The 25996-nt window shown below is 69.9% G+C and carries 22 protein-coding genes; 2 read left to right on the forward strand and 20 right to left on the reverse strand.

The window, feature by feature from the left end; genetic code table 11:
• Positions 1 to 78: 78 nt before the first annotated feature.
• The 14 genes from ACO073_RS19820 to ACO073_RS19885 form a co-directional block, all read right to left on the reverse strand.
• The gene (locus ACO073_RS19820) at positions 79 to 597 is read right to left on the reverse strand and encodes a sigma-70 family RNA polymerase sigma factor (protein WP_421999592.1); all 519 of its coding nucleotides are present in this window, start codon (positions 595 to 597) and stop codon (positions 79 to 81) included.
• A 162-nt stretch (positions 598 to 759) separates the two neighbouring features.
• Positions 760 to 3234: a TonB-dependent receptor gene (locus tag ACO073_RS19825; RefSeq protein ID WP_421999594.1), complete on the reverse strand. Its 2475-nt coding sequence runs from the start codon at positions 3232 to 3234 to the stop codon at positions 760 to 762.
• 114 nt (positions 3235 to 3348) lie between these two features.
• Complete coding sequence (locus ACO073_RS19830; protein ID WP_421999595.1) at positions 3349 to 4365, reverse strand: FecR family protein; 1017 nt, start codon at positions 4363 to 4365, stop codon at positions 3349 to 3351.
• Between the two features lie 105 nt (positions 4366 to 4470).
• Positions 4471 to 4965: a sigma-70 family RNA polymerase sigma factor gene (locus ACO073_RS19835; protein WP_421999597.1), complete on the reverse strand. Its 495-nt coding sequence runs from the start codon at positions 4963 to 4965 to the stop codon at positions 4471 to 4473.
• Between the two features lie 176 nt (positions 4966 to 5141).
• The gene (locus ACO073_RS19840; protein WP_421999598.1) at positions 5142 to 7607 is read right to left on the reverse strand and encodes a TonB-dependent siderophore receptor; all 2466 of its coding nucleotides are present in this window, start codon (positions 7605 to 7607) and stop codon (positions 5142 to 5144) included.
• A 118-nt stretch (positions 7608 to 7725) separates the two neighbouring features.
• A complete protein-coding gene (locus ACO073_RS19845; protein ID WP_421999600.1) occupies positions 7726 to 8721 on the reverse strand; it encodes a FecR family protein in 996 nt (331 codons plus the stop codon).
• An 87-nt stretch (positions 8722 to 8808) separates the two neighbouring features.
• Positions 8809 to 9321, reverse strand: coding sequence for a sigma-70 family RNA polymerase sigma factor (locus tag ACO073_RS19850; RefSeq protein WP_421999601.1), 513 nt, complete (start codon positions 9319 to 9321; stop codon positions 8809 to 8811).
• 184 nt (positions 9322 to 9505) lie between these two features.
• Positions 9506 to 9931 carry a hypothetical protein gene (locus ACO073_RS19855; protein WP_421999603.1) on the reverse strand — a complete coding sequence of 142 codons (426 nt, stop codon included), beginning with the start codon at positions 9929 to 9931 and terminating at the stop codon, positions 9506 to 9508.
• A 107-nt stretch (positions 9932 to 10038) separates the two neighbouring features.
• Complete coding sequence (locus ACO073_RS19860; protein ID WP_421999605.1) at positions 10039 to 12510, reverse strand: TonB-dependent siderophore receptor; 2472 nt, start codon at positions 12508 to 12510, stop codon at positions 10039 to 10041.
• A 137-nt stretch (positions 12511 to 12647) separates the two neighbouring features.
• Entirely contained in the window at positions 12648 to 13643 is a 996-nt protein-coding gene (locus ACO073_RS19865; protein ID WP_421999607.1) for a FecR family protein, read from the reverse strand.
• 102 nt (positions 13644 to 13745) lie between these two features.
• Positions 13746 to 14258, reverse strand: coding sequence for a sigma-70 family RNA polymerase sigma factor (locus ACO073_RS19870; RefSeq protein ID WP_421999609.1), 513 nt, complete (start codon positions 14256 to 14258; stop codon positions 13746 to 13748).
• Positions 14259 to 14415: 157 nt separating this feature from the next.
• The gene (locus ACO073_RS19875; RefSeq protein ID WP_421999611.1) at positions 14416 to 15165 is read right to left on the reverse strand and encodes an SDR family NAD(P)-dependent oxidoreductase; all 750 of its coding nucleotides are present in this window, start codon (positions 15163 to 15165) and stop codon (positions 14416 to 14418) included.
• 13 nt (positions 15166 to 15178) lie between these two features.
• Complete coding sequence (locus ACO073_RS19880; RefSeq protein ID WP_421999612.1) at positions 15179 to 16156, reverse strand: Bug family tripartite tricarboxylate transporter substrate binding protein; 978 nt, start codon at positions 16154 to 16156, stop codon at positions 15179 to 15181.
• A 27-nt stretch (positions 16157 to 16183) separates the two neighbouring features.
• Positions 16184 to 17242 (reverse strand): LacI family DNA-binding transcriptional regulator, encoded by a 1059-nt coding sequence (locus ACO073_RS19885; RefSeq protein ID WP_421999613.1) that lies wholly within the window; start codon positions 17240 to 17242, stop codon positions 16184 to 16186.
• 112 nt (positions 17243 to 17354) lie between these two features.
• Here ACO073_RS19885 and ACO073_RS19890 point away from each other — a divergent pair, with 112 nt between their 5' ends.
• Positions 17355 to 19007 carry a flavin-containing monooxygenase gene (locus ACO073_RS19890; RefSeq protein WP_421999614.1) on the forward strand — a complete coding sequence of 551 codons (1653 nt, stop codon included), beginning with the start codon at positions 17355 to 17357 and terminating at the stop codon, positions 19005 to 19007.
• Positions 19004 to 19534 (forward strand): VOC family protein, encoded by a 531-nt coding sequence (locus tag ACO073_RS19895; protein ID WP_421999616.1) that lies wholly within the window; start codon positions 19004 to 19006, stop codon positions 19532 to 19534. Before ACO073_RS19890 ends, ACO073_RS19895 begins: the two co-directional genes overlap by 4 nt.
• Positions 19535 to 19568: 34 nt before the next feature.
• On the opposite strand, the gene ACO073_RS19900 is transcribed toward ACO073_RS19895, so the two are convergent.
• The 6 genes from ACO073_RS19900 to ACO073_RS19925 all read right to left on the reverse strand — a co-directional run bounded on the left by ACO073_RS19900 (position 19569) and on the right by ACO073_RS19925 (position 25950).
• Positions 19569 to 19757, reverse strand: coding sequence for a hypothetical protein (locus tag ACO073_RS19900; RefSeq protein WP_421999617.1), 189 nt, complete (start codon positions 19755 to 19757; stop codon positions 19569 to 19571).
• Entirely contained in the window at positions 19747 to 20916 is a 1170-nt protein-coding gene (locus tag ACO073_RS19905; protein WP_421999619.1) for a PepSY-associated TM helix domain-containing protein, read from the reverse strand. The genes ACO073_RS19900 and ACO073_RS19905 overlap by 11 nt, the downstream gene beginning before the upstream one ends.
• Before the next feature lie 6 nt (positions 20917 to 20922).
• Positions 20923 to 23397 (reverse strand): TonB-dependent siderophore receptor, encoded by a 2475-nt coding sequence (locus tag ACO073_RS19910; RefSeq protein WP_421999621.1) that lies wholly within the window; start codon positions 23395 to 23397, stop codon positions 20923 to 20925.
• A gap of 133 nt (positions 23398 to 23530) precedes the next feature.
• Positions 23531 to 24553 carry a FecR family protein gene (locus ACO073_RS19915; protein WP_421999622.1) on the reverse strand — a complete coding sequence of 341 codons (1023 nt, stop codon included), beginning with the start codon at positions 24551 to 24553 and terminating at the stop codon, positions 23531 to 23533.
• 122 nt (positions 24554 to 24675) lie between these two features.
• Positions 24676 to 25179 carry a sigma-70 family RNA polymerase sigma factor gene (locus tag ACO073_RS19920; protein WP_421999624.1) on the reverse strand — a complete coding sequence of 168 codons (504 nt, stop codon included), beginning with the start codon at positions 25177 to 25179 and terminating at the stop codon, positions 24676 to 24678.
• A gap of 69 nt (positions 25180 to 25248) precedes the next feature.
• Complete coding sequence (locus tag ACO073_RS19925) at positions 25249 to 25950, reverse strand: O-methyltransferase (protein WP_421999625.1); 702 nt, start codon at positions 25948 to 25950, stop codon at positions 25249 to 25251.
• Positions 25951 to 25996: the final 46 nt, after the last annotated feature.

Genomic DNA, 25996 nt, shown 5'->3' on the forward strand with positions numbered 1-25996 from the left:
CTCGAGGGACACCGCCTCAGGAGTAGGACTGACTCGGGAACGCCGATTCAAGGGCGGACGCAAAAGAAAACGAGATCGTCACGTGCGGTCCCGCAGCCGCCTGGCTCCATGGACCATGGCCGCCTTCACCAGCTGCTGGGCGCGCGTGATGGAAATGCCCAGCCTGTCGGCGACCTCGCGCAGCGGGCGACCTTCCAGGCGGTGCATGTTGAAGGCCATCCGCGTGCGCTCGGGAAGCTCGACCAGGGCGGCCGCCAGCGTGCGCAACTCGTCACGATGCACCAGCACCGTCTCGATCGACGGCGTATCGCTGACCGCCGAGGCGATCTCCTCGCTGGCGGGCGACACCACCGTCTCCACCGTCGAGCGCCGCGCCCATGTCAGCGCGAGGTTGCGCACGATGGCGTAGAGATAGGCCAGGGGATTGACGATCGGCGGGCTTTGCTCGGCCGAGACCCGGCCGTTCGCCGCGCTGAAGCGGATGTAGGCCTCCTGCACCACGTCCTCGGCCTGCGCGCGCGAGCCCAGGATGCCGGCAGCATAGTCGACCAGCGAACGCCGGTGCTCGATGAACAGGCTGGTGGTGTCGGACGGCACGACTCGGACTCGATCCCCACTGTCGCTTCCCGCGACGGTACGAGACCCTATCTCAGTTGCGAATTGTTCGCAATTCGGTTTGGGCGACGCGGCATGGTCGGACGATCCACGCCACGACGAAACAGCCGCCAGCGAGGCGAGATCGGCTCGAATTGCCGGAGCCTAGAAGTCCGCGCTCAACGACAGGCGAAAGGTCCGCGGCGCGCCGAGATAGAGGGCCGACACGTCGATGCCCCCGGCCCAGTAGTTGGCATCGAGCACGTTCTCGACGTTGAGGCGCGCCACCAGGAGCTTGCCCCTGGCCGCGGGATTGTCGAAGGCATAGCGGACCCCGACATCGAACCGCGTCCAGTCCGGCAGGCTGCGCCGCGGGTAGCTCAGGTCGACATACTGCGATCCCGTGTAGACGACGCGCCCGTTCAGGGTCAGGCCGCGCACGTACGGCAGGTCCCATTCGCCCGCCAGGTTGAACTGGAAGGCCGGCGAGAACGGCGCGTTCCAGCCGTCGGTCAGCCCGCCCTGCGTCTTGGTCATGACGGGGCTGAGGAACATCGCGCCGCCGAGCAGCCTGACGCCCTCCGTCGGCACGCCGAACACGTTGATCTCCAGTCCCTGGTTGCGCTGCTCGCCGGCGAGGCTCAGGGTCGGAAGCGAGGGTCCGGGCACGGAGATCGTCGTGGGCTGGCTGATCTGGAAGGCGCTCACGGTGGTCGTGAACTTGCCCCAGTCCGCCTTCACGCCGACCTCGTACTGCGTCGACTTGTAGGGCGCGAACACCTCGCCGGCATTGGCGAAGGCCGTCCCCACGGTGATGCCCGGCTGCAGCCCCTGGATCCAGTTGCCGTAGACCGACACGTTCTCCCAGGGCTTGAAGACCAGCGCCACCGACGGGCTGAGCGCGCTCTGGTCGTAGCTCGAGGTCTGCGCGCCGCTGGTCGCGTCGTAGTTCGCGGAGACGACGCGCTGAAGCCGGGCGCCCACGGTGAGCTGGATGCGCTTGTCCGCGGCCGACAGGGTGTCGGCGAGCGCCAGGCTCGAGAGTTCCTGCATGGAGTTCAGGTTCGAAACCGGCACGGCGGCATTGGGCCGGGCGATGACCGTCGGGTTGTAGATGTTGGTGGCAAAGTTCGCGCCCTGCTGGACGCTGGCGGCGCCGCCGGTCTGGTCGTAGGCCGTCGCCGTGAAGGCGAGCTCGTGACCGATCGGCCCGGTATCGGCGAGCGCCCGCAGGCCGGCTTCGGCCGTCCTGAACATGCGCCAGTAGCTCTGCGCGTTCGGGGCGAAGCCGGTGGCCGCGCCGCTCCCGTCGGTGATGTTGACGCCGAACGCGATCAGGTTGTTCATGCGCCAGTCGTGGGCGCCGCCCATCACGTAGGCGGTCACGCCCTCCATGAGGTCGACCTCCGCCCGGAAGGTGCCGAACAGGTCCTTGTGCTCCGAAACGTTCCAGGGCTGGCCCGCCGGATTGCTGCGGGCATTCGGCGCCCATGGCAGGGGCACGCCGGGCGCGAGCCCGATGAAGCCCAGCACGCCGCCGGTGTAGCGGTACTGGAAGCCGAAGTCGGCCGAGAACCGCGCGTGCTCACCGCGGAAGTCGAGGCCCATCACGCCGAGCGCCCGCTCGTCGCTGTTCCACTTCACGTCCGTCTGGCCGGCGCGGAAGACGCCGTTGACGCGGACGCCGAACTGCTTGTCCTCGCCGAAGCGCCGCGCGACGTCGGCGTGGCCGCCGAACTGGCTGCCCGAGACGTAGTTGGCCGTCGCCTGCGTCAGGGGCTCCTCCGGCGCGCGCTTGGGGACGATGTTCACGGTGCCGCCGATGCCGCCGCGGGGCTGCATGCCGTTCAGCATGGCGTTGGGGCCCTTCAGCACCTCCACGCGCTCGGCGAGTTCGGCCATGATGCTGTAGTGCGGCGTGATGCCGTACAGGCCGCCATAGGCCATATCCAGCGTGTCGACCAGGAAGCCGCGCACGCTGATGGCGTCGGAGCCGGGCGTGCTGCCGGGCAGGAGCACGCGCACCGACGGATCGTCGACCAGCACGTCCATGACCGTCTTCGCCTGCTGCTCCTGCGCCTTCTTGGCCGTGTAGCTGGTCTGGTTGAACGGCGTGTCCATGACGTCGCGATTGCCCAGCAGGCCGAGCTGGCCGCCGGTCGCCACCTGCCCTCCCGCATAGGGTGGCGGCAGGTTGTCGATCATCGCCTGCGCCGGCACCGGGAACGCGCCCTGCACCTGCACCGGATCGAGCTGGATGGCGCCCGATCCCGCGGGCGGCCGCTCGACCGCCACCATCGAACCGCTGGCGCGATAGACCAGGCCCGTGCCGGCGAGCAGCGCCGCGAGCGCCTGCTGCGCCGTCATGCGTCCCCTGACGCCGGGCGTCTGCAGGCCGCGCACGACGTTCAGGTCCACCGAGACCTGCAGGCCGGACTGCCGGCCGAACACGATGAGCGCCTCGCCGAGGCCTTGCGCGGCGATGTCGAAGCCGCGCACGCCGGCCTGGGAGATCTGCGACGTGTCGGCGCCCTGCTGCGCCCACGACGTGCCGGCAACAGGTGCCGCCACGCACGCCGCGGCCGCGACCGCACGAACGAACAGCCGCCGACCGGCGACACTTGTCCTTCTCCCCGCCATCACGCCACTCCCCGACAAGTCCCACGCCGTGCCGGCAACGGCACGTCGCGCAACAGACGGATGGGCCCGGGGCTTTTCCTGCGGCGGCTCGAACTTTGTTCCGCGGCGATCCGTTCAGCGCGCCGTCACCACGACCAGCCAGGGCGAGACCTGGCGCAGGACGGCGCCGTGCAGCGAAGCGAGATTGCGCAGCGTGGCGACGGGATCGCCGAGGTCGTAGATGCCGCTGACCCGCAGGCCGGCGAAGGCGTCGTCGCGCACGACGATGGCGCCGTCGTAGTACGGGCGCAGCATGTCGACGATCTCGGCGATCGACTTGTCGCGCGCGACGATCAGGCCCCTCGTCCATCTGCCCACGTCGTCGGGCTCGACGCTTTCCGGCCGGATTGCGCCTGACGCCGCGACGCGGATCGACTGCCCGGCGGCGAGCCGGCGCGACACCGGCGGCTCGCGTCCCGTCACGTCGACGCGTACCAGCCCGTGGCGCACGGCAACCGAGCCGCCGCCCTCCTCCAGGCGGACGTCGAACGCCGTGCCGAGCACGGTGATCGCGATCCCGCCGGCGAGCACGCGGAACGGCCGCCGCACGTCCGGCGTCACCTCGAAGAAGGCCTGGCCGGCCAGCAGGCGCACCGTGCGCCCGTCCTCGGCGTAGGCGACGTCGAGCGCACTTTCCGGCGCCATCACGACGCGGCTGCCGTCCTGCAGGTCGAGCGTGCGCCGCTCGGCCGTCGCCGTGACCTGGTCGGCCTGCAGGCGCAGCAGCATGCCCGGCGCCACCGCCACGGCGAGCCAGGCGAAGAGCGCGAGCGCGACGCCGCCGGCGACGAGGCGGCGGCCATATGGCCAGCGGCCGGCGGCGACGACGGCGGCGGCTGTGGCGGAAGGCTCCGGCGACGGCCGCCAGTCCGCGGCATGGCGCGGCGGCGCCTCGCCGATCAGGCGATAGGCCTGCCGGGTCCGCTCCCAGACCTCGCGATGAAGCGGGCTGCGGCCGCACCAGGCCTCCAGCCGCGCCCGCAGCATCGGATCGTCCGGCTCGTCCGAGAGGAGCAGGAACCAGTCCGCGGCCTCGTCGTCGATGCGCTCGCGGTCATGGTCCGCCTGCTGCCGGGTGGGAGGAACCGTCATGCCTCTGCCTTGTGCGCCGCCTGACGGGATTGCAAGGAACTTCCGCCGGATTCCCCAACAGACGAACGGGTCGGACGCTTTTCCTGCCGCAACGACAGAATCCGGTCAGAGGCGCCGCTGGCAGTGCTTCAGGCCTTCCTTGATCAGCGCGTGGGTGAAGGAGATCGAGAGGCCGAGATGGGCGGCGACGTCCTTGAGCTTGCACCCGCCCAGGCGATGCATCTCGAGCGCGATGCGCGTGCGCTCCGGCAGTTCGTCGAGCGCCGCCATGATGCGGCGCAGGTCCTCGCGCGCGATCAGGGCCGCCTCGGCCGACAGGCCGTCGCCCTCCCCGGCAGCGTCGTCGAGGGAAGCGGCGACGTGCCGGCGCTCGATCGACAGGCGCCGCCGCAGGTCGAGGGCGAGGTTGCGCACGATGCGATAGAGGTAGCCGACCGGCTCGTCGACCCGGCGGTCCGACGACGCCGTTCGGTAGCGCAGCCAGGCCTCCTGCACGAGGTCCTCGGCGCGCCCGTGGTCGCCCGTCAGGGCGCTGGCGTAGTTCACCAGGGCGCCGCGATGGGCGAGAAAGATCTCCAGGGTGACATCGCCTTGGGGCAACGCGCGTCCTTCGCGTGGTCGAGCGGCCGCAGAGATAGCGCAAATGCGAGTCGTTCGCAATCAAGAACCGGGCATCCCCGCGTGCCTGGAGCGGCGGCGCTCCGCCGGGATGAACCCGACAGGGCAAAGCGCCCGGCATTCCCCCGCACAACCATGGGCGGGCGTTCGGTCGGAATCTAGAAATCGCTCGTCAGCGCCAGCCGGAAGGTGCGCGGCGTCCCCAGCGACAGCGTGGTGGCGCCGAAGCCGGACGCCCAGTAGTCGTTGTCGAGGACGTTCTCGACACTGAAGCGAAGGGCCACGGGCTTGCCGGTCGGGCTCACGGAGTCGGCAAGGAGATAGCGGGCGCCGAGGTCGAGGCGCGTCCATTCCGGCAGGCTGCGGCGCGGGAAGGTCGTGTCGATGTACTGCGCCCCGGTATAGATCACGCGGCCCGTCAGGGTGAGGCCGCGGGCGAACGGGAGATCCCATTCGCCGCCCAGGTTGAACTGCGCGCCGGGCGAGAACGGCGCGACCCAACCGTTGGTCAGGCCGCCCTGGGTCTGGGTCAGCACGGCGTTGAGAAGCATGGCGCCGCCCAGCACGCGCACGCCTTCGCCCACCTCGCCGAAGAAGTTGAACTCCAGCCCCTGGTTGACCTGCTGGCCGGCCAGGACCTGCGTGTTGCTCGCCACGTTGGTGATGACGCTGGGCTGGGTGATCTGGAAGACGCCGAGGGTGGTCGTGAGCTTGCCCCAGTCGACCTTCACGCCCGCCTCGTACTGCGTCGAGACGAAGGGCGGAAACACCTCGCCGGCATTGGCGAAGGTCGCCGGCACGACGCTGCCGGGCTGCAGGCCCTGGATGTAGTTGGCGTAGACCGAGACGTCGGCCAGCGGCTTGAAGACCAGCGCCACCGAGGGGCTCCAGACGGCCTGGTCGAACTCCGACGTCTTCACGCCGGTCAGGGCGTTGAAGTTCGCCGACTTGACCTGCTGGAGGCGAACCCCGGCCGTGAGCTGGATGCGCTTGTCGGCGGCCGAAAGCGTGTCGGCGAGGGCGAGACTGTTCAGCTGCAGGGTGGCGGTCTTGTTGGCCGCGCCGGTCGGGATGCTGGGCCGCGCGATGATGTTGGGGCTGTAGACGTTGGTGGCGTACGGCCTGCCGTTGACGGTCGCGATGCCGCTCGCCTGCTCGAAGATCGTGCCGACCAGGGCGAACTCGTGCCCGATCGGACCGGTGTCGGCGAAGCCGCGGAAACCCGCCTCGGCCGTCAGGAACTGATAGTACTGGCTGATGTTGCCCGGCGTCGCCGTCGCGTTGCCGTTGATGTTGTTGACGGTGACGATCGGCCCGCCGGACAGGATCCCCAGCCGCCAGTCGTGGGCGCCGAACGAGGCGAAGCCGGTGATGCGGTCGGTCAGGTCGACCTCGCCGCGGATGACGCCGAACAGGTCCTCGCGGTCGATGTTGCCCCACGGCTGGCCCCAGTTCTTGCGCGCGTCCGGCGCCCACGGCAGCGGCACGCCGTTGGCCAGGCCGATATAGGGAACCATGCCGCCGATATACTGGTGCTGGTAGCCGAGATCGGCCGACAGGCGCGCATTCTCGCCGCGGAAGTCCAGGCCGAGCACGGCCAGCGCACGCTGGTCCGAATTGCCGTCGACCGCCGTCTGCCCCCCGCGGAACACGCCGTTGAACCGCGCGCCGAACTGCTTGTCCTCGCCGAAGCGCCGCGCGACGTCGGCGTGGCCGCCGAACTGCGCGCTCGAGGCGTAGCCCGCGGTAAGCTGGGTCAGCGGCTGGTCCGGCGCCCGCTTCGGCACGACGTTGACCGTCCCGCCGATGGTCGACTGGGGCGCCATGCCGCTGAGCATGGCGCTCGGCCCCTTCAGGACCTCGATGCGTTCGGCGAGCTCGGGCATGATCGTCGAGTACGGCAGGATGCCGTAGAGGCCGTTGTAGGCCGTGCTCGCCGCGGCGACGGAGAAGCCGCGGACACGCAGCTCGTCGTTGCCGATGCTGCCGTCGGGGAAGTAGCCGCGCACGGAAGGATCGTCGGCCAAGGCGTCCCGAATTGTCTTGGCCTGCTGGTCCTGCACCTTCTTCGCGGTGTAGCTCGTCTGGTTGAACGGCGTGTCCATGACGTCGCGATTGCCGAGCAGGCCGAGCTGGCCGCCGGTGGCCACCTGCCCTCCCGCATAGGGCGGCGGCAGGTTGTCGATCATCGCCTGCGGCGGCACCGGAAAGGCGCCCTGGACCTGCACCGGGTCGAGCTGCATCGCGCCCGACGGATCGCGGCCCTGCGGCCGGGTGAGCATCACGGCACGAGGCCCGGTGTAGCGGGCGACGAAGCCCGTGCTGGCGAGCAGCAGGCCGAGCGCCTGGTCGGGCCGCATCGTGCCCGAGACTCCCTGCACGGTGATGCCCCTCGCCTGCGCGGCATCGATCGAGATCTGGAAGCCGGACTGCCGGCCGAAGGCGTTGAGCGCCGTCACGAGGGGCTGCGCCGGAATGTCGAAGGCGCGCGGCTCGGCCAGCGGCGAAGGCTGCTCCTGGGCAACGGCGCCGGCGCTCCCGGTCTGCGCCTTCGCGAAAGAACCCGCCATGACCGCGGCCGTCGCCATCGCCGCCGCCGCCACCATTCCCGCCCGTCCACTCATCAGCCGTCCTCGTACACCGGTGTCGACACGGCTGGCTTCGGCTGCGCGTCCCTGCTCCCACTACGAGCGACGGCGATCTTTTTTTGACGGTGGCCGCGATTTCGCGCGGCCGCCCTCGTCACGGCCCCGAGACGATGCGCAGCAGAGGCGTCACCTCGCGCACGCGGCCGCCGAACGGGCCAACGAGGATGCGCAGGGCCTGGTCGGGATCGCGCAGGTCGTAGAGGCCCGCCACCTGCCGGCGCGCCAGGCCGTCGTCGGCCAGCACGATCCAGCCGCTCCGGTAGCGGCGGAGAACCTCGACCACCTCGGCGACGGTCGCCTGCTCGACGAACAGTCGGTGCTCGCGCCACGAGCCGACGTCCTCGGGCGGCACGCTGCCGCGGCGCGCCGTCCCGCTGCGGCGATCGACGGTGAGGCGGTCGCCCGGTCCCAGCCGGACGGCGGCGGTCGCCGTCGTCGCGGCAGCCTCCACCTCGACCGAGCCGTGCTTCACGCCGACGTCCAGCGCATCGCCCAGGAGGCGGACGTCGAACTCCGTGCCGGTCACCCGCACGGCGAGGCCGGCGGCACGCACCACGAAGGGACGGTTCCGGTCCGCCGTCACGCTGAAGAAGGCCTCGCCCGCGAGCAGCGCCACCTCGCGCCGGCTTTCGGTGAAGCGGACATCGAGCGCGGTCTGCGGCGCGAGCGTGACGGTCGAGCCGTCCTCCAGCACGACCTCGCGCAGCTCGGCGGTCGCGGTGGCGACGTCGGCGCGGAGACCGGGCAGCAGCGACGGCAGCCAGAGCACCAGCAGCGCCGCAGCGATGGCCGCGATGCCGCCGGCCTGCCAGCGCCGGCCGGCCGCGGAACGGCGGCGCCGGGGCGCGGTGGGCGGCAGCGGCAGGACCGCCGCCGCGTCGCGGCCCGGGGCGACGCGATCGGGAACGGGATCGCCGAGCCAGGCCCATGCCTTCTCGGCCCGCTTCCAGGCGAGGGCGTGTTCGGGCGTTGCGCCACGCCAGGCCTCGGCCGCGGCACGCAGCGCGGCATCGGCCGGCGCCTCCGCCAGCCGGATCAGCCAGTCGATCGCCTCCCGCATCAGCGGATCGGCAGGTCCACCTGTCTTCACGTTCCCTCGAGCCGCCTCGACCGCCGGCATTGGCCGTTCATCCACCATAGACGAGCATCGCGTGCATTTGTTTGATCCCGCCGGCCGTCAGTCGTCCGACGACAGGCGCCGGGCAACGACAAGGACGGCATCGCGGATCATGCGGTGAACCATGTTGACCGACACGCCATACCGATCGGCGATCTCCTGCAGCGTAAAGCCGCCCAGCCGATGCATCTTCACGGCCAGCCGGACCCGCGGCGGAAATTCGGCGAGGACCTCGTCGATCTGCCGAAGCTTCTGACGGAAAGCCAGAAGCTCCTCCGGCGTCCGTGGCGTCTCCGGCACCATCCACCAGTCGGGCTCGGCCTCCCGGTGGCGCTGCTCCAGCCGCCGCCGGCGCGTCAGGTCGTAGGCGAGATTGCGGACGATGCGATAGAGGTAGCGCAGCGGCTGGTCGAGCGCCGGATCGCCGGGCGCCGGCCGCCCGGGGGCGAAGCGCAGGAACGCCTCCTGCACGACGTCCTCGGCGCGCATGCGGTCGCCGACGATCGGCAGGGCGTACTCGACCAGGGCCGCCCGGTGCGACAGGTAGAGTTGCAGCTTCTCGTCGATGGACACGCGACCGCTTTCGATTGCGAATGGTTCTCAATCGAAATTAGTCGCATCCCGCTGCCGGAGCAACGACGAGCGGCCTCGAATCCGACGCACGGCAAATTTTTTCGGATTCTGTCGGCCCGGCTCAAAAAAGCCGGCGCGCCATTCGTATGGAACTGGATGGGGGCACGAGCCGACGCCCGACGGGTCAGCCCGGCGGCGGCGAGCTGTGGATGGTGACCGATCCGCAGCCGCTTCCCTGCCAGCGATAGGAACGGGTCGCGCCGTCCGTGACCGTCCATTCGACGATGCAACCCTGCCGGACCAGTGTCGGCGGGATGCCGCCGAGCGGCATCCAGGGGCCGCTCCAGCCGTATCCCGCATAGGGCCATCCCCAGCCGCCGACGAAGACCGGCGCGACGCCCGGGCTGATGTACGAGGTGTCCCAGCGCCACTGCAGGATCCGGGTGCCGGCGTTCAGCTGGTAGGTGTTGTCGGGAATGCGGCCCATGCTGCCCAGCAGCTGGCGCTCGTCGCTGCCCGCCATGTCGCGCAGCCGCGTGTCGAACTCCTGCGTCTGGTCGCCACAGGCGGCGACCGCCAAGACAATGACGCCAGCAAGGATGCCCCGCATGCGTGAACTCCGGCCGAAGGTGGCGACACGCTGAGCGCCATCGCCATCGCCCGTCAAGCGCCGCGACTGCGTCGCCCCTTCACGGCGGCGCGAGCGGTCGGCGGCCGCTAGAAGTCCGCGGTCAGCGCCAGCCGGAAGGTGCGCGGCGCGCCGATCACCAGGTTGCTGGCCGACGAGCCGCCCTGCCAGTAGTCGTTGTCGAGCACGTTCTCGACATTGAAGCGCAGCGCCACCGGCTTGCCGGTCGGGCCAAGGCGATCGAAGACGTAGCGCAGGCCGAGGTCGAGGCGCGTCCATTCCGGCAGGGAGCGCCGCGGCGCGGTCGTGTCGATGTACTGCGCGCCCGTGTATGTGATGCGCCCCAGCGCGGTCAGGCCCCGCGCGAAGGGCAGGTCCCATTCGCCGCCCAGGTTGAACTGGGCGCCCGGCGCGAACGGAGCGATCCAGCCGTCGGTCAGGCCGCCCTCGGTCTTGGTCAGCACCCCCTTCAGGAAGGTGGCGCCACCCAGCACGCGCACGCCCTCGGCGAGCTCGCCGAAGAAGGCGAGCTCCAGCCCCTGGTTGCGCTGCTCGCCGGCCAGGGTGAGCGTGTTGGCCGCGACATTGCTCACCACGCTGGGCTGCGAGATCTGGAACAGGCTCGCCGTCGTGGTGAGCTTGCCCCAGTCGATCTTCACCCCGGCCTCGTACTGGGTCGTGATGTAAGGCGCGAACACCTCGCCGGCATTGGCGTAGCTGGCCGGCACAACGGTGCCCTGCTGCAGCCCCTGGATGAAGTTGCCGTAGAAGGCGACGTTCTCCCAGAACGGCTTCAGCACCAGCGCGACCGACGGGGTGAGCGCGCTCTGGTCGTAGGCCGAGGTCTGGACCCCGGTCACGTCGTCGAAGTTCGTCGCCTTGACCTGCTGCAGGCGCAGGCCGGCGGTGAGCTGGACGCGCTTGCCGGCCAGCGACAGCGTATCGGCGAACGCCAGGCTGTTGAGGTTGGTGACGCTCGACACGTTGGCCTGCGGCGTCGCCAGGTTGGGAAACGGCGCGTAGGTCGGGCTGTAGATGTTGGTCGTGTAGCCGCTCCCGAAGGAGCCGCCGACGCCGAAGATCTGCTGGACCGCCGTCGCGTTCAGGTTGAACTCGTGGCCGACGATGCCGGTATCGGCGAAGCCGCGGACGCCGGCGGTGGCCGTCAGGTTCTGGAAATAGAAGCTCAGGTAGCCGACGCTCGCCGTGGCGTCGCCGTTCACGTCGGTGATCGTGAACCGCCGGGGCATCTGGTACTGGTCGCGGTTGTCGCGCGCGCCGGCCGCGGCGTAGAGCGTGATGCGCTCTGTCACGTCGACCTCGCCGCGCAGGACGGCCCAGGCATCCTTGCGCGCGATGTAGCCCCACGGCCCGCCCTGGCTGGTGCGGGCATCGGGAGCCGCCGGCAGCGGCACGCCGGTGTCGAGCCCGAGAGCCGGAATCGCGCCGCCGACGAACTGATCCTGGTAACCGAGGTCGGCCGCCACCCGCACGTGCTCGCCGCGGAAGTCGAGGCCCAGCGTGGCCAGCGCGCGCTTGTCGGTGTTCCACTGCACCGGCGTCTCGCCGCCCCGGAAGACGCCGTTGAAGCGCACGCCGAATTCCTTGTCCTTGCCGAACCGGTGCGCGAGGTCGGCGTGGCCGCCGAACTGCGTGCCGGAGGCATAGTCGGCGGTGAAGCGTGCCAGCGTCTCGTCGGGTGCCCGCTTGGGGACGACGTTGATGACTCCGCCGTTGGTCGGCACGACCGTCATGCCGTTCAGCATCGCGCTCGGACCGCGCAGCAGCTCGACGCGCTCGGCCATCTCGGTCATCACGGAATGAAACGGCGCCATGCCGTACAGGCCGCCATAAAGGGTCGCCGACGGCTCGACCTGGAAGCCGCGGATCCAGACGCTGGCGCCATTGTCGTTCATGTCGGACGCACCGAAGCGCACCGACGGATCGTCGGCCAGCACGTCGAACACGGTGCGCGCCTGCTGGTCCTGCATCTTCCGCGCGGTGTAGCTCGTCTGGTTGAAGGGCGTATCCATCACGTCGCGATTGCCGAGCAGGCCGAGCTGGCCGCCGGTCGCCACCTGCCCGCCCGCATAGGGCGGCGGCAGGTTGTCGATCATCGCCTGCGGCGGCACCGGAAACGCGCCCTGGACCTGCACCGGATCGAGCTGGATGGCGCCGGGAGATCCGGATTGCCCGGGCCGCTGCAGGGCGATCGTCGCCGCCGATCTCCTCACGAAGACGAGGTTGGTGCCGGCGATCAGCCGCTGCAGCGCGTCCTCGACGGTCATCGTCCCCTGGACGCCCGGCGTCGAGAGGCCCTGCACCAGCGACGCATCGACGGTGATCTGCTGGCCCGATTGCTGGCCGAACAGGACGAGCGCGCTGGAGAGCGCCTGTGGCGGGATGCTGAAGCTCCGCGGCCCGGCCGCCTGCGCGGTGTCGACGGTTGCCGTCCGGTCCTGCGCGCGGCCTTCAGGCCCGACGAACCCCACCGCCGCGAGCACGATCCACATTCCCGACGCGCTGCGCCGCAGCTTCGAGCCCACACCGGTCTTCCTCACGCCAACGCTCCTCTTCCCAGGAGGGGAGCTGGCGCGACGGATGGCGGCGGCTTGCCCGAGCGGGCCTCGCGATCGTGCTCCCTTGCTGGTGCGACGCCGGTGCCGGCAAAAATTCTTGCAGAAAGAATCGACCCGGATCAGTCCGCCAGGACGACGAGCAGCCAGGGCGTGATCCGCCGCACCCTCGCCCCGTGCGCATCGGCGATGGCGCGCAGCGCCTCCTCCGGTTCGGCGAGATTGTAGACGCCGGTGATGCGGCGGGCGCCGAGCCCGTCGCCCGCCACGACGATCCTGCCGTCATAGTAGCGGCGCAGCTGGTCGACGGCGTCGGCCAGGCTCTGGTTCTGGGCGAGCAGCTTGCCCTGCCGCCAGCCGGCGGCGATGGGCGTGGGATCGGTCGCCCGCACGGCCGTGCCCTTCCAGTCGACCCGCGCGGAATCGCCGGCCTCGAGGCGCTCGCGGGCGCCCGACTCGGTGGACGACACCTGGACGGTGCCCTGCTCGACGCTGACGGTCACGCCGGCCTCCTCGCGGCGGACGTCGAAGCTCGTCCCCACGACGGTCGTCCTCACCGAGCCGGCCACGACCCGGAACGGCCGCGCCGCATCGGGCTTCACCTGGAAGAAGGCTTCGCCGTCGACCAGCGTCACCTCCCGCTCGCCGCCGGTGAAGGCGACGGCGATCGCGCTCGCGCCGGCGAGGGTCACCCTGCTGCCGTCCTCCAGCTCGATCGTGCGAAGCTCGGCCGTCGCGGTGCGGTAGTCGGACTGAAGGCGCACGAGGAGAGCGGGTCCCACGACCAGCGCGACCACGGCCGCCGCGGCGAGGCCGAGCCCCGCCACCATCCATCGCCGGGACGAGCGGGCGCGCGGCGGAGCTGGCGCCTGCGCCTGGCGTCGGCTGGCGACGAAGCCGGCCCAGCGGTCGGCGTGCTGCGGCTGCAGCCCGGCCGCCAGGCCGATCATGCGCTGCGTGCGCTGCCAGGCCGCCTCGTTCAGCGGGCTCGCCTTGCGCCAGGCCTCGAAGCGGCGGCGCAACCGGCGATCGTCGGGGTCCTCCTGCAGCGCGATCAGCCACGAACCGGCTTCCTCGGCCGCGCGCTCGCTTGCCCGGTACTCGCGTGTCGCTTCCATCCCTTCTCCCGCGCGGCCCGTGGCGTTCGCCGGGCCAGCCGCCAGCAGAGTCATACTCTCTCGACGATCCAGGGGCGGGAAATTCTGCAACCCGCCTCGCCCTCAGGGCCAGCCCAGGCGCTTGCGGCAATGCCGCAGGGCCTCCGCCACCAGGGCCTGCGCGAAGGGCACCGAGATGTCGAGGCACTCGGCGATCTCGCGCAGCTTGCAGCCGGCGAAGCGATGCATCTCGAAGGCGATGCGGGTGCGCTCGGGCAGCTCGTTCAGCGCCTCGGCCAGGAGCAGGAGCTGCTCACGGTAGAGGGCCCCCGCTTCCGGACTGGTTTCGTGACCGGCGGATGCCTCTGCCGCCGCCTCGGGATCGGTGCCCGGGAAGATCCTGCCCTCGCGCGCGCGGCGGCGGCAGACATCGAGCGCGAGATTGTGGACGATGCGATAGAGGTAGCTGAGCGGCTGGCCGAGGAGCTGCCGGCGCGACGCCTCGTCGAAGCGCAGCCAGGCCTCCTGCACGACATCCTCGGCGCCGGAGCGGTCGCGAACCAGGCGCCTTGCGTAGATCAGGAGGCTCTCGCGGTGCTCCATGAACACCGCCAGCCCCGACTCCGGCGCGGCCATCGGCAGCCTCAGATGAGAATGCTTCGCATTGGCGCGTTATAGGCCCGAGCGACGCCGCAGGACAAGGCGCTTGCTCGCCGTCGCCATCCAACGCGTTACCGCGAGGCCATGGCGCGACTGGCGCACGGACCTCCCGGCCCGCGGTTCAACGACGCGATCAGTACGTCGCGCGGCCGCCGGAGATGTCGAAGGTGACGCCGGTCGAGAAGGAGCAGGCCGGCGAGGCGAGCCACAGGACCAGCTCGGCGACCTCGTCGGGCAGGACCATGCGGCCCATCGGCACGTTGGCCAGCAGGCGCCCGCGCCGCGCGTCGCTCAGCGGGCCGAAGATCGCCGTCTCCGAGGCCGAGGGCGAGATGGCGTTGACCAGCACGCCGGTCTTCGCCAGCTCCTTGCCCATCGACTTGGTGAGGCCGATCACGCCCGCCTTGGAGGCGACGTAGGCGGCCACGAACGGGTTGCCGTCCTTGCCCGCGATCGAGGCGATGTTGACGATGCGGCCGTAACCCGCCGCCACCATGCCCGGTACGGCGGCCTGGCAGCAGCGGAAGGTGCCGTTGAGGTTGACCTCCAGCACGCGCTGCCACTCGGCCTCGGGATAGTCGGCGATGCCGGCCGAGGGGCCGAGGATGCCGGCGCTGTTGACCAGGATCGCCGGCGTCCCCAGCGCCTCGCGCGTCGCGGCCATGGCGGCCCGCACCGAATCGGTGCGGGTCACGTCGGCCTCGACGGCGCAGGCGCCGCCGCCCACTTCCTCGGCTGCGCGTCGGGCGCCGTCGAGGTCGCGGTCCCACAGCGCGACCCGCACGCCGTCCCGCGCCAGCCGGCCGGCGACGGCGCGGCCGAGGCCGCTCGCCGCGCCGGTGACGATGGCGGCCTGGTCCTTCAGCGTCTTCGCTGCGGTCACGTCGGTTCTCCCGCTACGGCTGGACCTTGGCGTCGACTGCGAGCTTGTGCAGCTTGGCGATGTCGGCGGCGGTCTGGGCCTTGAGGTCGGCCGGGCTGATGGTCGAGGCGGTCATGCCGAACTCCGCCCAGCGCTCCTTGATGTCGGGCATGGCGAGGATCTTCATCAGCTCGGCGTGCAGGCGATCGACGATCGGCTTGGGCGTGCCCGCCGGCGCCATCAGGTCGTAGCGCCACACGAAGTCGAAATCGACGCCCTGCTCGACATAGCCCGGCACGTCGGGGAAGTTGATCGAGCGGCGGGTGCACGAGGTGATGACCTTGACCTTGCCCGACTTGGCCATCGGCACGACCGACTGCACGTCGGCGAAGCCCAGCTTCACGTGGCCGGCGACGACGTCGTTCAGCACCGGCGCGGCCCCCTTGTAGGGCACATGGGTCATGTCGATGCCGGTCGCGGCGCGCACGATCTCGGCGCAGAGATGGCCGGTCGAGCCGTTGCCCCAGGTGCCGTAGTTCAGCTCGCCCGGCCTGGCCTTGGCCATGGCGATGACGTCGCGCAGGTCCTTCGCCGGGAAATCGGGATGGGCCACCATCACGATCGTCGCCGAGCCGATGTCGGCCAGGTGCTCGAAGTCCTTGACCGGGTCGTACGGCAGGTTGGGCAACACGGCCGGATTGACGACGACGGTGCTGGCCGATCCCAGGACGAGCGTGTAGCCGTCGGGCGCGGCCTTGGCCGCCGCCTCCATGGCGATGGCCCCCGAGGCGCCGGGCTTGTTGTCGACGATGATGGTCTGGCCGAGCGCGGCACTCAGCTTGTCGGCGAGCGCGCGCGCCACCAGGTCGGTGCCGCCGCCGGCCGCGAACGGCACCAGCAGGCGGATCGGCTTGCTCGGCCACTTGTCGGCCTGAGCCAACGCAGGCTGCACCATGCCCGAGACACCGAGGGCCAGGGCGCCCAGCACCACTACTCTACGCAACGCTGTCATCGTTTCCTCCTGATTGAACGGGTCTGGCTACACGAGCCCGACGGGTGGCGGCGCGCACGACTGGCGCAGCACGAGATCGACCGGCAGCAGGGCGCGCGACTGGACGGGACCGCCGCCGCGCAGCCGCTGCAGCAGCAGCTCCGCCGCGGCGCGGCCGACCTCCTCGAGGTTCCAGCGCAGCGCCGTGATCGCCGGCGTGTGCATGGCGGCGAGATCGGTGTCGCCGACCGAGAGCACGGAAAGATCGCCCGGCACCGAGAGGCCGAGGTCGCGCGCGGCGCGCAGCGCGCCCGCCAGGATGCGGGTGCCGAGCGCGATCAGCGCCGTCGGCCGCTCCGCCCCGCCGAGCAGCGCCAGCGCGTCGCCCTGCGCGAAGTCCATCGAGGATTCCTGGATGCAGACCGGCGCGGCCGCCGGATCGATGCCGGCCTCCGCGAGTGCGTCGCGGAAACCGGCGATGCGCTCGCGCCCCGGCCGCATGCCGCCGCCCGGCGTCAGAAGCGCGATGCGCCGGTGGCCGAGGCCGACCAGGTAGCGCGTCGCCGCCCGTGCGCCCTCGCGATGATCGACCAGGACGGCGGGCCACGGCGTCTCGCCGGCGTCGATGGGCGGCGAGTCGCGATCGAGGATCACCACCGAGGTCCCGGCCGCGGCGAGCGCGTGCCAGGTCCGGTCGTTGGCGGCATTGCCCGGCGCGACCAGCACGCCGTCGAGCCGGCGGCCAGCGAACTCCGCCACCGCCGCGCGCTCGCGCCCCGGATCGTTGGCGGTGCTGGCCACCACCAGCAGGTACCCCGCCTCGCTCAGCCGCCGCTCGGCCGCCTGGACGATGCCGGCATAGAGCGGGTTGGAGATGTCGGAGACCAGACAGCCCACCATGCCGGTCGTCCGCGTGCGCAGGCTGCGCGCCAGGATGTCGGGCTGGTAGCCCAGCCGGTTGGCCGCCGCCGCCACGTCGCGGGCCACGCGCGCGCTCACGTTCTTGCCGCCGTTCAGGGCGCGCGAGACCGTGCTCAGCGACACGCCGGCCGCCTGGGCGACCTCGCGGATCGTGACGGAGGCATTCCTGGAAACGATTTCCTCCAAGCGAGACCGCTATTCTTGATCCGTCTCTAGCATATCGAAAAATTCCTGGAAACGTTTTCAACGGGCATGATACGGGTTCGTGACGCCCGTACCGGATCAGCGAGAGTACCCAATGAGCACCCTTTCCCCGGAAACCGCCCACCAACCCGCCGACAGGCCCCTCCTCGACGCGGAAGTCGACGCCGTCGTCGTCGGCGCCGGATTCGGCGGCCTCTATGCCGTCCACCGCCTGCGCGAGCGCGGGCTTTCCATCGTCGGCTTCGAGGCGGCGCCGGACGTCGGCGGCACCTGGTACTGGAACCGCTATCCCGGCGTGCGCTGCGACGTGCCGAGCCTGCTCTACTCCTACACCTGGACGGACGACGTGCGGCGCGAGTGGCGCTGGTCGGAGAAGTACGCCACCCAGGCCGAGATCCTGCGCTACATCGGCTTCGTCGCCGACCGCTACGGGCTGCGCGAGCCGTTCCGCTTCGAGACCCGCATCGTCGAGGCGGCGTTCGACGAGGCCGACGGGATGTGGACCGTGCGCAGCGACCGCGGCGACCGGGTGCGCGCCCGCTTCTGCATCATGGCGACCGGCTGCCTCTCGGTGCCCAACACACCGACCATCCCCGGCCTCGAGAGCTTCGGCGGGCCCGTCTATCACACCGGCCGCTGGCCGCACGAGCCGGTCGACTTCTCGGGCCTGCGCGTCGGCGTGATCGGCACCGGCTCGTCGGGCATCCAGGCGATCCCGCTGATCGCCGAGGCGGCGAAGCGGCTCACCGTGTTCCAGCGCACGCCCAACTACTCGATGCCGTCGCGCAACCGGCCGCTCACCGAGGCCGACCATGTCGAGTTCGAGGCGGCGTGGGAGACCTACCTGCTGAGCCTCGATGGGCCGACCTTCGGGCGCGTGCCGCCGACGGCCCACACTGCGCCCGTGCCGCCGCGCGAGGAGCAGTGGCAGCGCTACGAGGCGCTGTGGCAGGAAGGCGGCGGCGCCATCCTCTACGCCTATCCCAACATCCTGACGAACCACGGCGTCAACGACGTCGCCTGCGAGTTCGTGCGCCAGAAGATCCGCGAGACCGTCGCGGATCCGAAGACGGCCGCGGCGCTCAGCCCGACCGACTATCCGCTGGGCGTGAAGCGCATCTGCATCGACAGCCGCTACTTCGAGACGTTCAACCGCCCGAACGTCGAGCTGGTCAACCTGCGCGAGGAGCCGATCGCCCGCGTGACGGCCGACGGCGTCGAGACCGACGCGCGCCGCTTCGAGCTCGACGCGCTGGTGCTGGCCACCGGCTTCGATGCCGTGACCGGCGCGCTGCTGGCGATGGACATCAGGGGCCGCGACGGGGTCACGCTGAAGCAGGCCTGGGCCGAGGGACCGCGCACCTATCTCGGGCTGGGCGTCGCGGGCTTCCCCAACCTCTTCATGGTGACCGGGCCCGGCAGCCCGTCGGTGATCGGCAACGTGATCCACAATTGCGAGCATCACGTCGACTGGCTCGTCGCCTGCATCGACCATATGCGCGACCGCAACCTGCACACGGTCGAGCCCGACCCGGCGGCCGAGGAAGGCTGGGTGCACCATGTCGGCGAGGTCGCCGGCCGCACCCTCTTCCCGGAGGCGAATTCCTGGTACCTGGGCGTCAACATCCCCGGCAAGCCGCGCGTGTTCATGCCCTATGTCGGCGAGGGCTACCGCCATCGCTGCGCCGAGGTCGCGGCCGACGGCTATCGCGGCTTCCGCTTCGACGACGCGCCGGCCGCGGCATGAGCGGCGCGCTCGGCCCGGTGCGGCAGAACGGCTATGTCGTGCGCGACATCCACGCCGCCATGGACCGCTGGATCAAGGTGCTGGGCGTCGGCCCGTGGTTCTACATCGACCGCGTACAGACGGACCATTTCCGCCATCGCGGCCGCGACTCCGCGGTCGAGATGAGCATCGCGCTGGCCAATTCGGGCGAGCTGCAGATCGAGCTGATCCAGCAGCGCAACGACGCGCCCTCGCTCTACCGCGAGTTCCTCGACTCGGGCCGCGAGGGGCTGCAGCACGTGGCCTACTGGCCGGCCGACTACCAGGCGGCTTACGACGCGATGCTGGAGCGCGGATACGCGCTCGGCCACGAGGGGCAGATCGGCGGACCGCAGGGCCGGTTCTCCTACTTCGAGACCGAGGCCGCGCTCGGCACGGTGATCGAGCTGTCCGACGTGTCGGGCAGCAAGGGCCGCTTCTTCGAGAAGGTGCGCGCGGCGTCGATCGGCTGGGACGGGTCCGACCCGATCCGCGAACCGAGGCGCTGAGCGCCGGATCGGCGGTCGCCGCCGGCGTCGCCGTTCAAGGAATACCCGCCCGCGAAACGATGGCCTTGGCGCTGCACCAGCCGATCACGAGCAGCGGCATCGACAAGGCGGCCCACGACAGGCCCCACCACACCCCGCCCTCCCCGAGCAGCGCCGACAGCAGGCCGAAGGACGTCACGGCCGCCAGCGCCGTCGGCCAGCGCCAGACCGTCCTAGGTTTCATTCCCGAGTTCCTCCAGCTCGGCCAGCCGCGCTTCGATCGTCGACCTTCGGCGCGACAGCCAGAGATAGAGGCCGGTTCCCAGCACGACGATGGTCACGCCATCGAGCAGCGCCCAGATGATCTTCAGCGGCAGGCCCCCGTAGTCGCCGAAATGCAGCGGTCGCGACACTTCGAGCGCGCGCAGGTACCACGGCATCCGCACGACGGCGGTCAACTCGCCTGTCCGGGCGTCGACCAGCACCGGAGAGAAGAGCCGTGAAGTGAGCGGCGTGCCGCCCTTGGCCCAGATGAGGAAATGGTGGGAGCTGCCGAGCTCCGCGCCGGGAAAGGCAGCGCTCAGCACAACCATGCCCGGGAGCGCCCGCCGGCTAGTATCGAAGGCAGCCTGCACCGATACCAGATCGGCCTGGCCAGGTGGTTCCCTGCCCCGCCACGGTGCAATCAGGCCATCGATGTCGGTCCGCTTCCACAAGGCGAAGAGCGGCCCCGACAGCTCGTTCATGACGCCGGTTGCACCGACCACCAGCGCCCAGGCCAGGGTCACGATGCCAAGAAGGTTGTGGATGTCGAGCCAGCGCACGCGGCGCGGGCGATGCATGCGGATCTCGCCGAAGTCGATCTTGCGCGCGATCGGCCCGTAGAGGACCACGCCCGAGACCACGGACACGACAAGAAGCACGCCCATGGCGCCCATGAACAGCGCGCCCGGCAGTCCCGCGAACAAGTCCACGTGCAAGCGCAGCATGATGCTGACGAAGCTCCGACGCCGTTCCTCGCGGGGCCTGGACTGCTCCAGCACCACCGCCGTGCGGGCATCGAACTTGATGAAGTGATTGGACTTCGGATCGTCGCGCGAGGCCTTCCAGGACGGCGCCATCGCCACGATCACTTGGGGCTCGTCGTCGTCCGAAAAGATCGAGGTGACGATCTCCCCGGGAAACAGGCGCCGGGCCCGCGCAATAAGGTCGTCCAGGCTGACACGGGGCGTCTCCGCTGCCAGTTCGGCGAAGGGCGGATCGGGGTCCAGCCAGTCCTGGATCTCGTGACTGAAGACCAGCGGCAGGCCGGTCAGGCAGATCAGCAGAAGGAACGCCGTGCAAACCAGGCTCGCCCATTTGTGGACGAGGACCCAAGGTCTCAGGGAGCGGATGGAACGCATGGGCGTTCAGAAATTCACGGTCGTCGACAGGCGGAAGGTGCGCGGCGCGCCGAGAACCAGCAGGCTGCTGTTGGTCGTCGCCCAGTAGTTCGCGTCGAGGACGTTGTCGACGTTGAAGCGGACGGCGATCGGCTGCCCGGTCGGGCTCCTGAGATTGTCGAACGTGTAGCGCACGCCGAGATCCAGCCGGGCCCAGTCCGGTATGCTGCGGCGCGGCGTCTGCACGTCGAGATACTGTGAGCTGGTGTAGATGACACGCCCGGTCAGCGTCATCCCGCGCACGAACGGCGTATCCCATTCCCCGGCGAGATTAAGCTGGAGGTCGGGCGACGCCGGCGCCCGCCATCCATCGGTCAGCCCGCCCTGCGTCTGGGTCAACACGGCATCGAGGAACATCACGCCGCCGAGCAGGCGGACGCCCGCCATCGGCTCGCCGAAGAAATTGAACTCGAGGCCCTGGTTTCGCTGCTGGCCGGCGAGATTGAGCGTGTTCGTCGCGGTGTCCGTGACCGTGGACGGCTGGGTGATCTGGAAGGCGCTGAGCGTCGTGGTGAACCTGCCCCAGTCCACTTTCACGCCTGCCTCGAACTGGGTCGACTTGTAGGGCGCGAAGATCTCGCCGGCATTCGCGAAGGTCGAGCCGACGATCGTTCCCGGCTGCAGGGCCTGGATGAAGTTGCCGTAGATCGACACGTTCTGCCACGGCTTGAAGACCAGGGCCGCAGCCGGCGTGAAGGCGCTCTGATCGTAGTTCGACGTCTGCAGGCCTGTCGTGGCGCTGAAATTCGCCGACGCGACGCGCTGGAAGCGGCCACCGACCGTGAGCTGAATGCGCTTGTCGGCGGCCGACAGGGTGTCGGCAACGGCCAGGCTCGAGAGCTGAAAGCTCGCCGTCTTGTTGACGACGGGATTGGCCACGTTGGGCTTTGCAATGACGGTCGGCGTGTAGATGTTCGTGGCGTAGGACGTGCCGACGAAGTTGAAGACCGAGCCGGTTTCCTGATCGACGGTGGAGGCGCTGAAGTTGAAGGCATGGCCGATCGGACCCGTGTCGACCAGAGCGCGCAGGCCCGCTTCGCCGGTCCGGTAGATATCGTAGCCGCCGTTGACGCTGGTCGATGCCGTGCCGTTTCCGTTGGCGTCCGTCACGGAAATGGTGGTGCCGCCCATCAGCGTGTTCAGCCGGCTGCTCCTGGCGCCGAACGCGACATAGGCCGTCACGCCTTCCGTCAGATCGAGTTCGCTACGGAAGACCCCGAACAGATCCTTGCGCTGGCTGTAGTTCCAGGGCTGTCCGAAGTTGTTGCGGGCCATGGAAGGACCAACCATCGGCACCGCCGCCGTCGACAACGTCACGTACGGGATCACGCCGCCGATGTACTGGTACTGATAGCCGAGATCGGCCGAGAAGCGCACGCGCTCGCCGCGGAAATCCAGGCCGAGCAGCGCCAGGGCGCGCTCATCGGTATTCCTTGCGACGGAGGTTTCCCCCGCACGGAACACCCCGTTGAAGCGCACGCCGAACTGCTTGTCCGTGCCGAAGCGCCGCGCGAGGTCGGCATGGCCGCCGAACTGCGCGGTGGAATTGTAGCCTGCGGTCGCCTGCGTCAGCGGCTCGTCGGGCGCGCGCTTGGGCACGACGTTGATGGTGCCGCCGATGCTGTTCGCGTTGGGCGCCATGCCGTTCAGCATGGCGCTGGGTCCGTTCAGCACCTCGATCCGTTCGGCGAGCTCGGCCATGATCGAGTTGCCGGGCAGCACGCCGTACAGTCCGCCATAGGTCGTGTTGGAGGGAACGACCAGAAATCCCCTTATGATCGTGGCGTCCGCGCCGGGACCGCCGTCGGGCCACGCCGACCGCACCGACGGATTGTCGATCAGCACGTCCCGCACCGTCTTGGCCTGCTGGTCCTGCGCCTTCTTCGCCGTATAGCTCGTCTCGTTGAACGGCGTGTCCATGACGTCGCGGTTGCCGAGCAGGCCGACCTGGCCTCCGGTAGCGACCTGGCCGCCGGCGTAGGGCGGCATGATGTTGTCGATCATCGCCTGCGACGGCACCGCATTGCCCTGCACTTGCACCGGATCAAGATGGATGGTTCCAGGGTCGCCGCCGCTCTGCCCCGGCCGCTGCAAGGCGATTGTCGTCGCACTGGGGAAGGTCCAGAGAAGTCCCGTGCCAACCAACAGGTGGCGCAGCGCTTCCTCGATCGTCATCGTCCCGCGTACGCCGCGCGTTGAAAGGTTCCGGATCAGGGCGGCATCCACGGTCACCTGCCGGCCGGACTGCTGGCCGAAGACACCGAGCGCCGGCGCCAGCGGTTGGGGCGCGATGTCGAACGCCCGCTCCTCCGCCGCCGGCGAGCCTCGGGTCGTGCCGGCGGGCCCCTGTGCCCACACCGCCGATGCGTCGGCAAGCAGTACCGCACCGGCCACGATGCCGAACATGGCCTGAAGGCGGCCCGCCCAAACTCTCTGCCTCACCCCGAAACTCCGTTCCCCGAGCCAGGGCCTTCGGCACGTCGGCATCACCGGATGATGCGAATGCGTCGCGCTTGCCCCTATTCGAGAAGACGAGCGGTCGAGTCGCCTTTCTAAAAATCGGAGGTTCCCTGCCCTACGATCCTGACAATACGATCAGCCATGGCGTGATGCGCCGGACCGTGGCGCCATGGGCGCGGGCGATGCCGCGCAACGCGTCTTCCGGATCATCGAGATTGTAGACGCCGGTCACCCGCCGCTCAGCCAGCGCCTCGTCAGCAAGGATGATTGTGCCGGCATAGTAGCGCCGGAGCTGGTCGACCGCGTCGCGCAATGTCTGATCCTGCAGGTAGAACTGGCCACGACGCCACGGCGCCACGAGTTCGAGCGGCACGCTCGTACGCGATACCCGGCCGCCCTCTGATACGCGCGCGGCCTGCCCTGCCGTCAGCTTCGTCGGGGCTGCGGCTCCAGTGACGACGGACGCGACCTCGACAGTCCCCTTCGCTACCGCGACGCTCACGCCGTGTCCTTCAAGGCGCACGCCGTAGCTCGTCCCCAGCGCCCGTGCCGTGACCGTCGATGCGACGACCCGAAAGGGTCGCCCGGCATCGGGGACGACATCGAAGAACGCCTCGCCAGTCAGCAATCGGACGCGCCGCTCGGCGGCGTCGTAGAAAACGGCGATGGCGCTGTCGGCGGCCAGCGTGACCACGCTGCCGTCCTCAAGACCGACCCGGCGCTGTTCGGCGGTGCCGGTGATCTGGTCGGCCTCGAGCCGCAGGACCAGCGCCGGCCCCGCGACGATGGCGAGGCACGCAGCGAGAGCCAGGACGATGCCGGCCAGCGCACGACGCCGTCGGGCGCCTGCCGTCCCACGGGTCTCCGAGTCCCGGCGGCGCACATCGCCGCGCTGCCCGGCGCCTCGGTTCGCGGCGCCGGACAGCCACCGATCGGGAAATTCGGGCTGCATGGTACGAGCCACGGCCGACACATGTCGGATGCCGGACCAAGCCTCGACGTTGAGCGGGCTTGTCGCCAGCCACTCCTCGAAACGCCGACGCAGATCCTGGTCGTCGGGATCCTCCTGCAGGAGGATCAGCCAGCCCGAGGCTTCTCTCGAAGCCTTTGCCTGCGCCGAAACCGGCCCGTCCTCCATCCCATCCTCTCGTGCGCTGGCTGCCGCCGATCTTGCAGGGCGTCGGACCGCTGTCGCACCGTCCCTACACTGCTAGACGAGCCATCACGACGAACTTACAAAAATATTCCAGTGCGCTGGGCTCATGGCCAGCCCAGCCGGTGCTTGCAGTGCTGCAGCCCGTCCATCACGAGAAGCTGTGCCATCGGCGTCGAGATGTTGAGCACCGTCGCGATCTCGCGGAGCTTGCACCCTCCGAGGCGATGCATCTCGAAGGCCACGCGCGTCCTCTCCGGCAGTTCCGCCAGGGCTTCGCGCAAGAGTTCGAGATCTTCCTTGTAGAGCGCGACCATCTCCGCGCTCGGGCGAACATCCGGATAGGCGGCGATGACGTCGTCGGCAGCGCTGCTGAAGATGCGCTTCTCGACCGCAGTCCGGCGCTGCCCATCCAGCGCCAGGTTACGCACGATGCGGTAGAGGTAGCTCAGGGGCTCCCTGAGAAGCTGCTGGCGTGCGGCATGGTCGAGGCGCAGCCAAGCCTCCTGCACCACGTCCTCGGCCTGGGTGCGCGATCCGATCAGGCCGGTGGCGTAGTCGATCAGCGAGCGCCGGTGCTCCATGAAGAGGGCCGTGATGTCTGGAGACACAGCGTGCACTCGATGCCTTTGCCGATGCCGCCAGCGAGCCGGGCGCCCGGACGGGAGGCAAGGGTATCGCTATTGCGACTTGTTCGCAATTGGAGATCGCACCGAGAACTCCAGCCCACCCGCGAAAGGCAGCGTCAGGGTTCGGAATCCGTTGGCCGGATCGTCGATGAAGGCGAAGTAGTCTGCGTAGGCGTCGCGATGGGCCGCGGTGTTGTCGCACACCACGACGGCCTCGCGGGCGAGATGCGGCGCCACCCGTTCCAGGCCGGGGCGCGCCATGTCGGTCCAGATGTCGACCAGCACGAAGTCGACCGGGCCCTCGAGGGTCGTGAGGGTCCGCCTGAGATCGTCCTCGCGCAGCTCGACGAAGCTTTCGAATCCCGCCTCGGCAAGGTTGGCGCGGGCCTCGGCGAGCTTGCCCGGTTCATGCTCGGTGCCGATCACGAGGCCGGTCCCGCCATGAACGGCGACCGTGTCGCGCACGGCGGCGGCGAGATAGAGGTTCGAGACGCCCCAGGACGTGCCGATCTCGACGATGCGGCGCGCCCGGAAGGCGCGGCACATCTGGTAGCAGAACTCCGCCTTGTCGCGGTCGAGGGCGACCAGCTTGTCGCTGACGAAGACCTTGGCGCGGGCCAACCGCTCCTCCACCGAGCGCGCCGCATCGGCGGGATCGGGCCGGCGCCGGCTCATCTCCTCGATCTGGGCGTCGCTGCGGGCATGCAGGCGGGCCAGCAACGCCTCCGGACGTTCATCCCCAAGCACACCCATCGATTCCTCCTCGCTTCGTCACCACTGAAGACGTGCGAGAGGCCGA

Origin of the sequence: Reyranella sp. (assembly GCF_965229815.1) — a bacterium.
Taxonomy (GTDB): domain Bacteria; phylum Pseudomonadota; class Alphaproteobacteria; order Reyranellales; family Reyranellaceae; genus Reyranella.

What these genes read in the sequence shown, in the direction of transcription:
- ACO073_RS19830 (WP_421999595.1), bottom strand. Translation starts at nt 4,365, where the DNA reads ATGACGGTTCCTCCCACCCGGCAGCAGGCGGACCATGACCGCGAGCGC.
- ACO073_RS19865 (WP_421999607.1), bottom strand. Translation starts at nt 13,643, where the DNA reads ATGGAAGCGACACGCGAGTACCGGGCAAGCGAGCGCGCGGCCGAGGAA.
- ACO073_RS19870 (WP_421999609.1), bottom strand. Translation starts at nt 14,258, where the DNA reads ATGGCCGCGCCGGAGTCGGGGCTGGCGGTGTTCATGGAGCACCGCGAG.
- ACO073_RS19890 (WP_421999614.1), top strand. Translation starts at nt 17,355, where the DNA reads ATGAGCACCCTTTCCCCGGAAACCGCCCACCAACCCGCCGACAGGCCC.
- ACO073_RS19915 (WP_421999622.1), bottom strand. Translation starts at nt 24,553, where the DNA reads ATGGAGGACGGGCCGGTTTCGGCGCAGGCAAAGGCTTCGAGAGAAGCC.
- ACO073_RS19925 (WP_421999625.1), bottom strand. Translation starts at nt 25,950, where the DNA reads ATGGGTGTGCTTGGGGATGAACGTCCGGAGGCGTTGCTGGCCCGCCTG.
- ACO073_RS19900 (WP_421999617.1), bottom strand. Translation starts at nt 19,757, where the DNA reads ATGAAACCTAGGACGGTCTGGCGCTGGCCGACGGCGCTGGCGGCCGTG.
- ACO073_RS19855 (WP_421999603.1), bottom strand. Translation starts at nt 9,931, where the DNA reads ATGCGGGGCATCCTTGCTGGCGTCATTGTCTTGGCGGTCGCCGCCTGT.
- ACO073_RS19895 (WP_421999616.1), top strand. Translation starts at nt 19,004, where the DNA reads ATGAGCGGCGCGCTCGGCCCGGTGCGGCAGAACGGCTATGTCGTGCGC.
- ACO073_RS19825 (WP_421999594.1), bottom strand. Translation starts at nt 3,234, where the DNA reads ATGGCGGGGAGAAGGACAAGTGTCGCCGGTCGGCGGCTGTTCGTTCGT.
- ACO073_RS19880 (WP_421999612.1), bottom strand. Translation starts at nt 16,156, where the DNA reads ATGACAGCGTTGCGTAGAGTAGTGGTGCTGGGCGCCCTGGCCCTCGGT.
- ACO073_RS19840 (WP_421999598.1), bottom strand. Translation starts at nt 7,607, where the DNA reads ATGAGTGGACGGGCGGGAATGGTGGCGGCGGCGGCGATGGCGACGGCC.
- ACO073_RS19905 (WP_421999619.1), bottom strand. Translation starts at nt 20,916, where the DNA reads ATGCGTTCCATCCGCTCCCTGAGACCTTGGGTCCTCGTCCACAAATGG.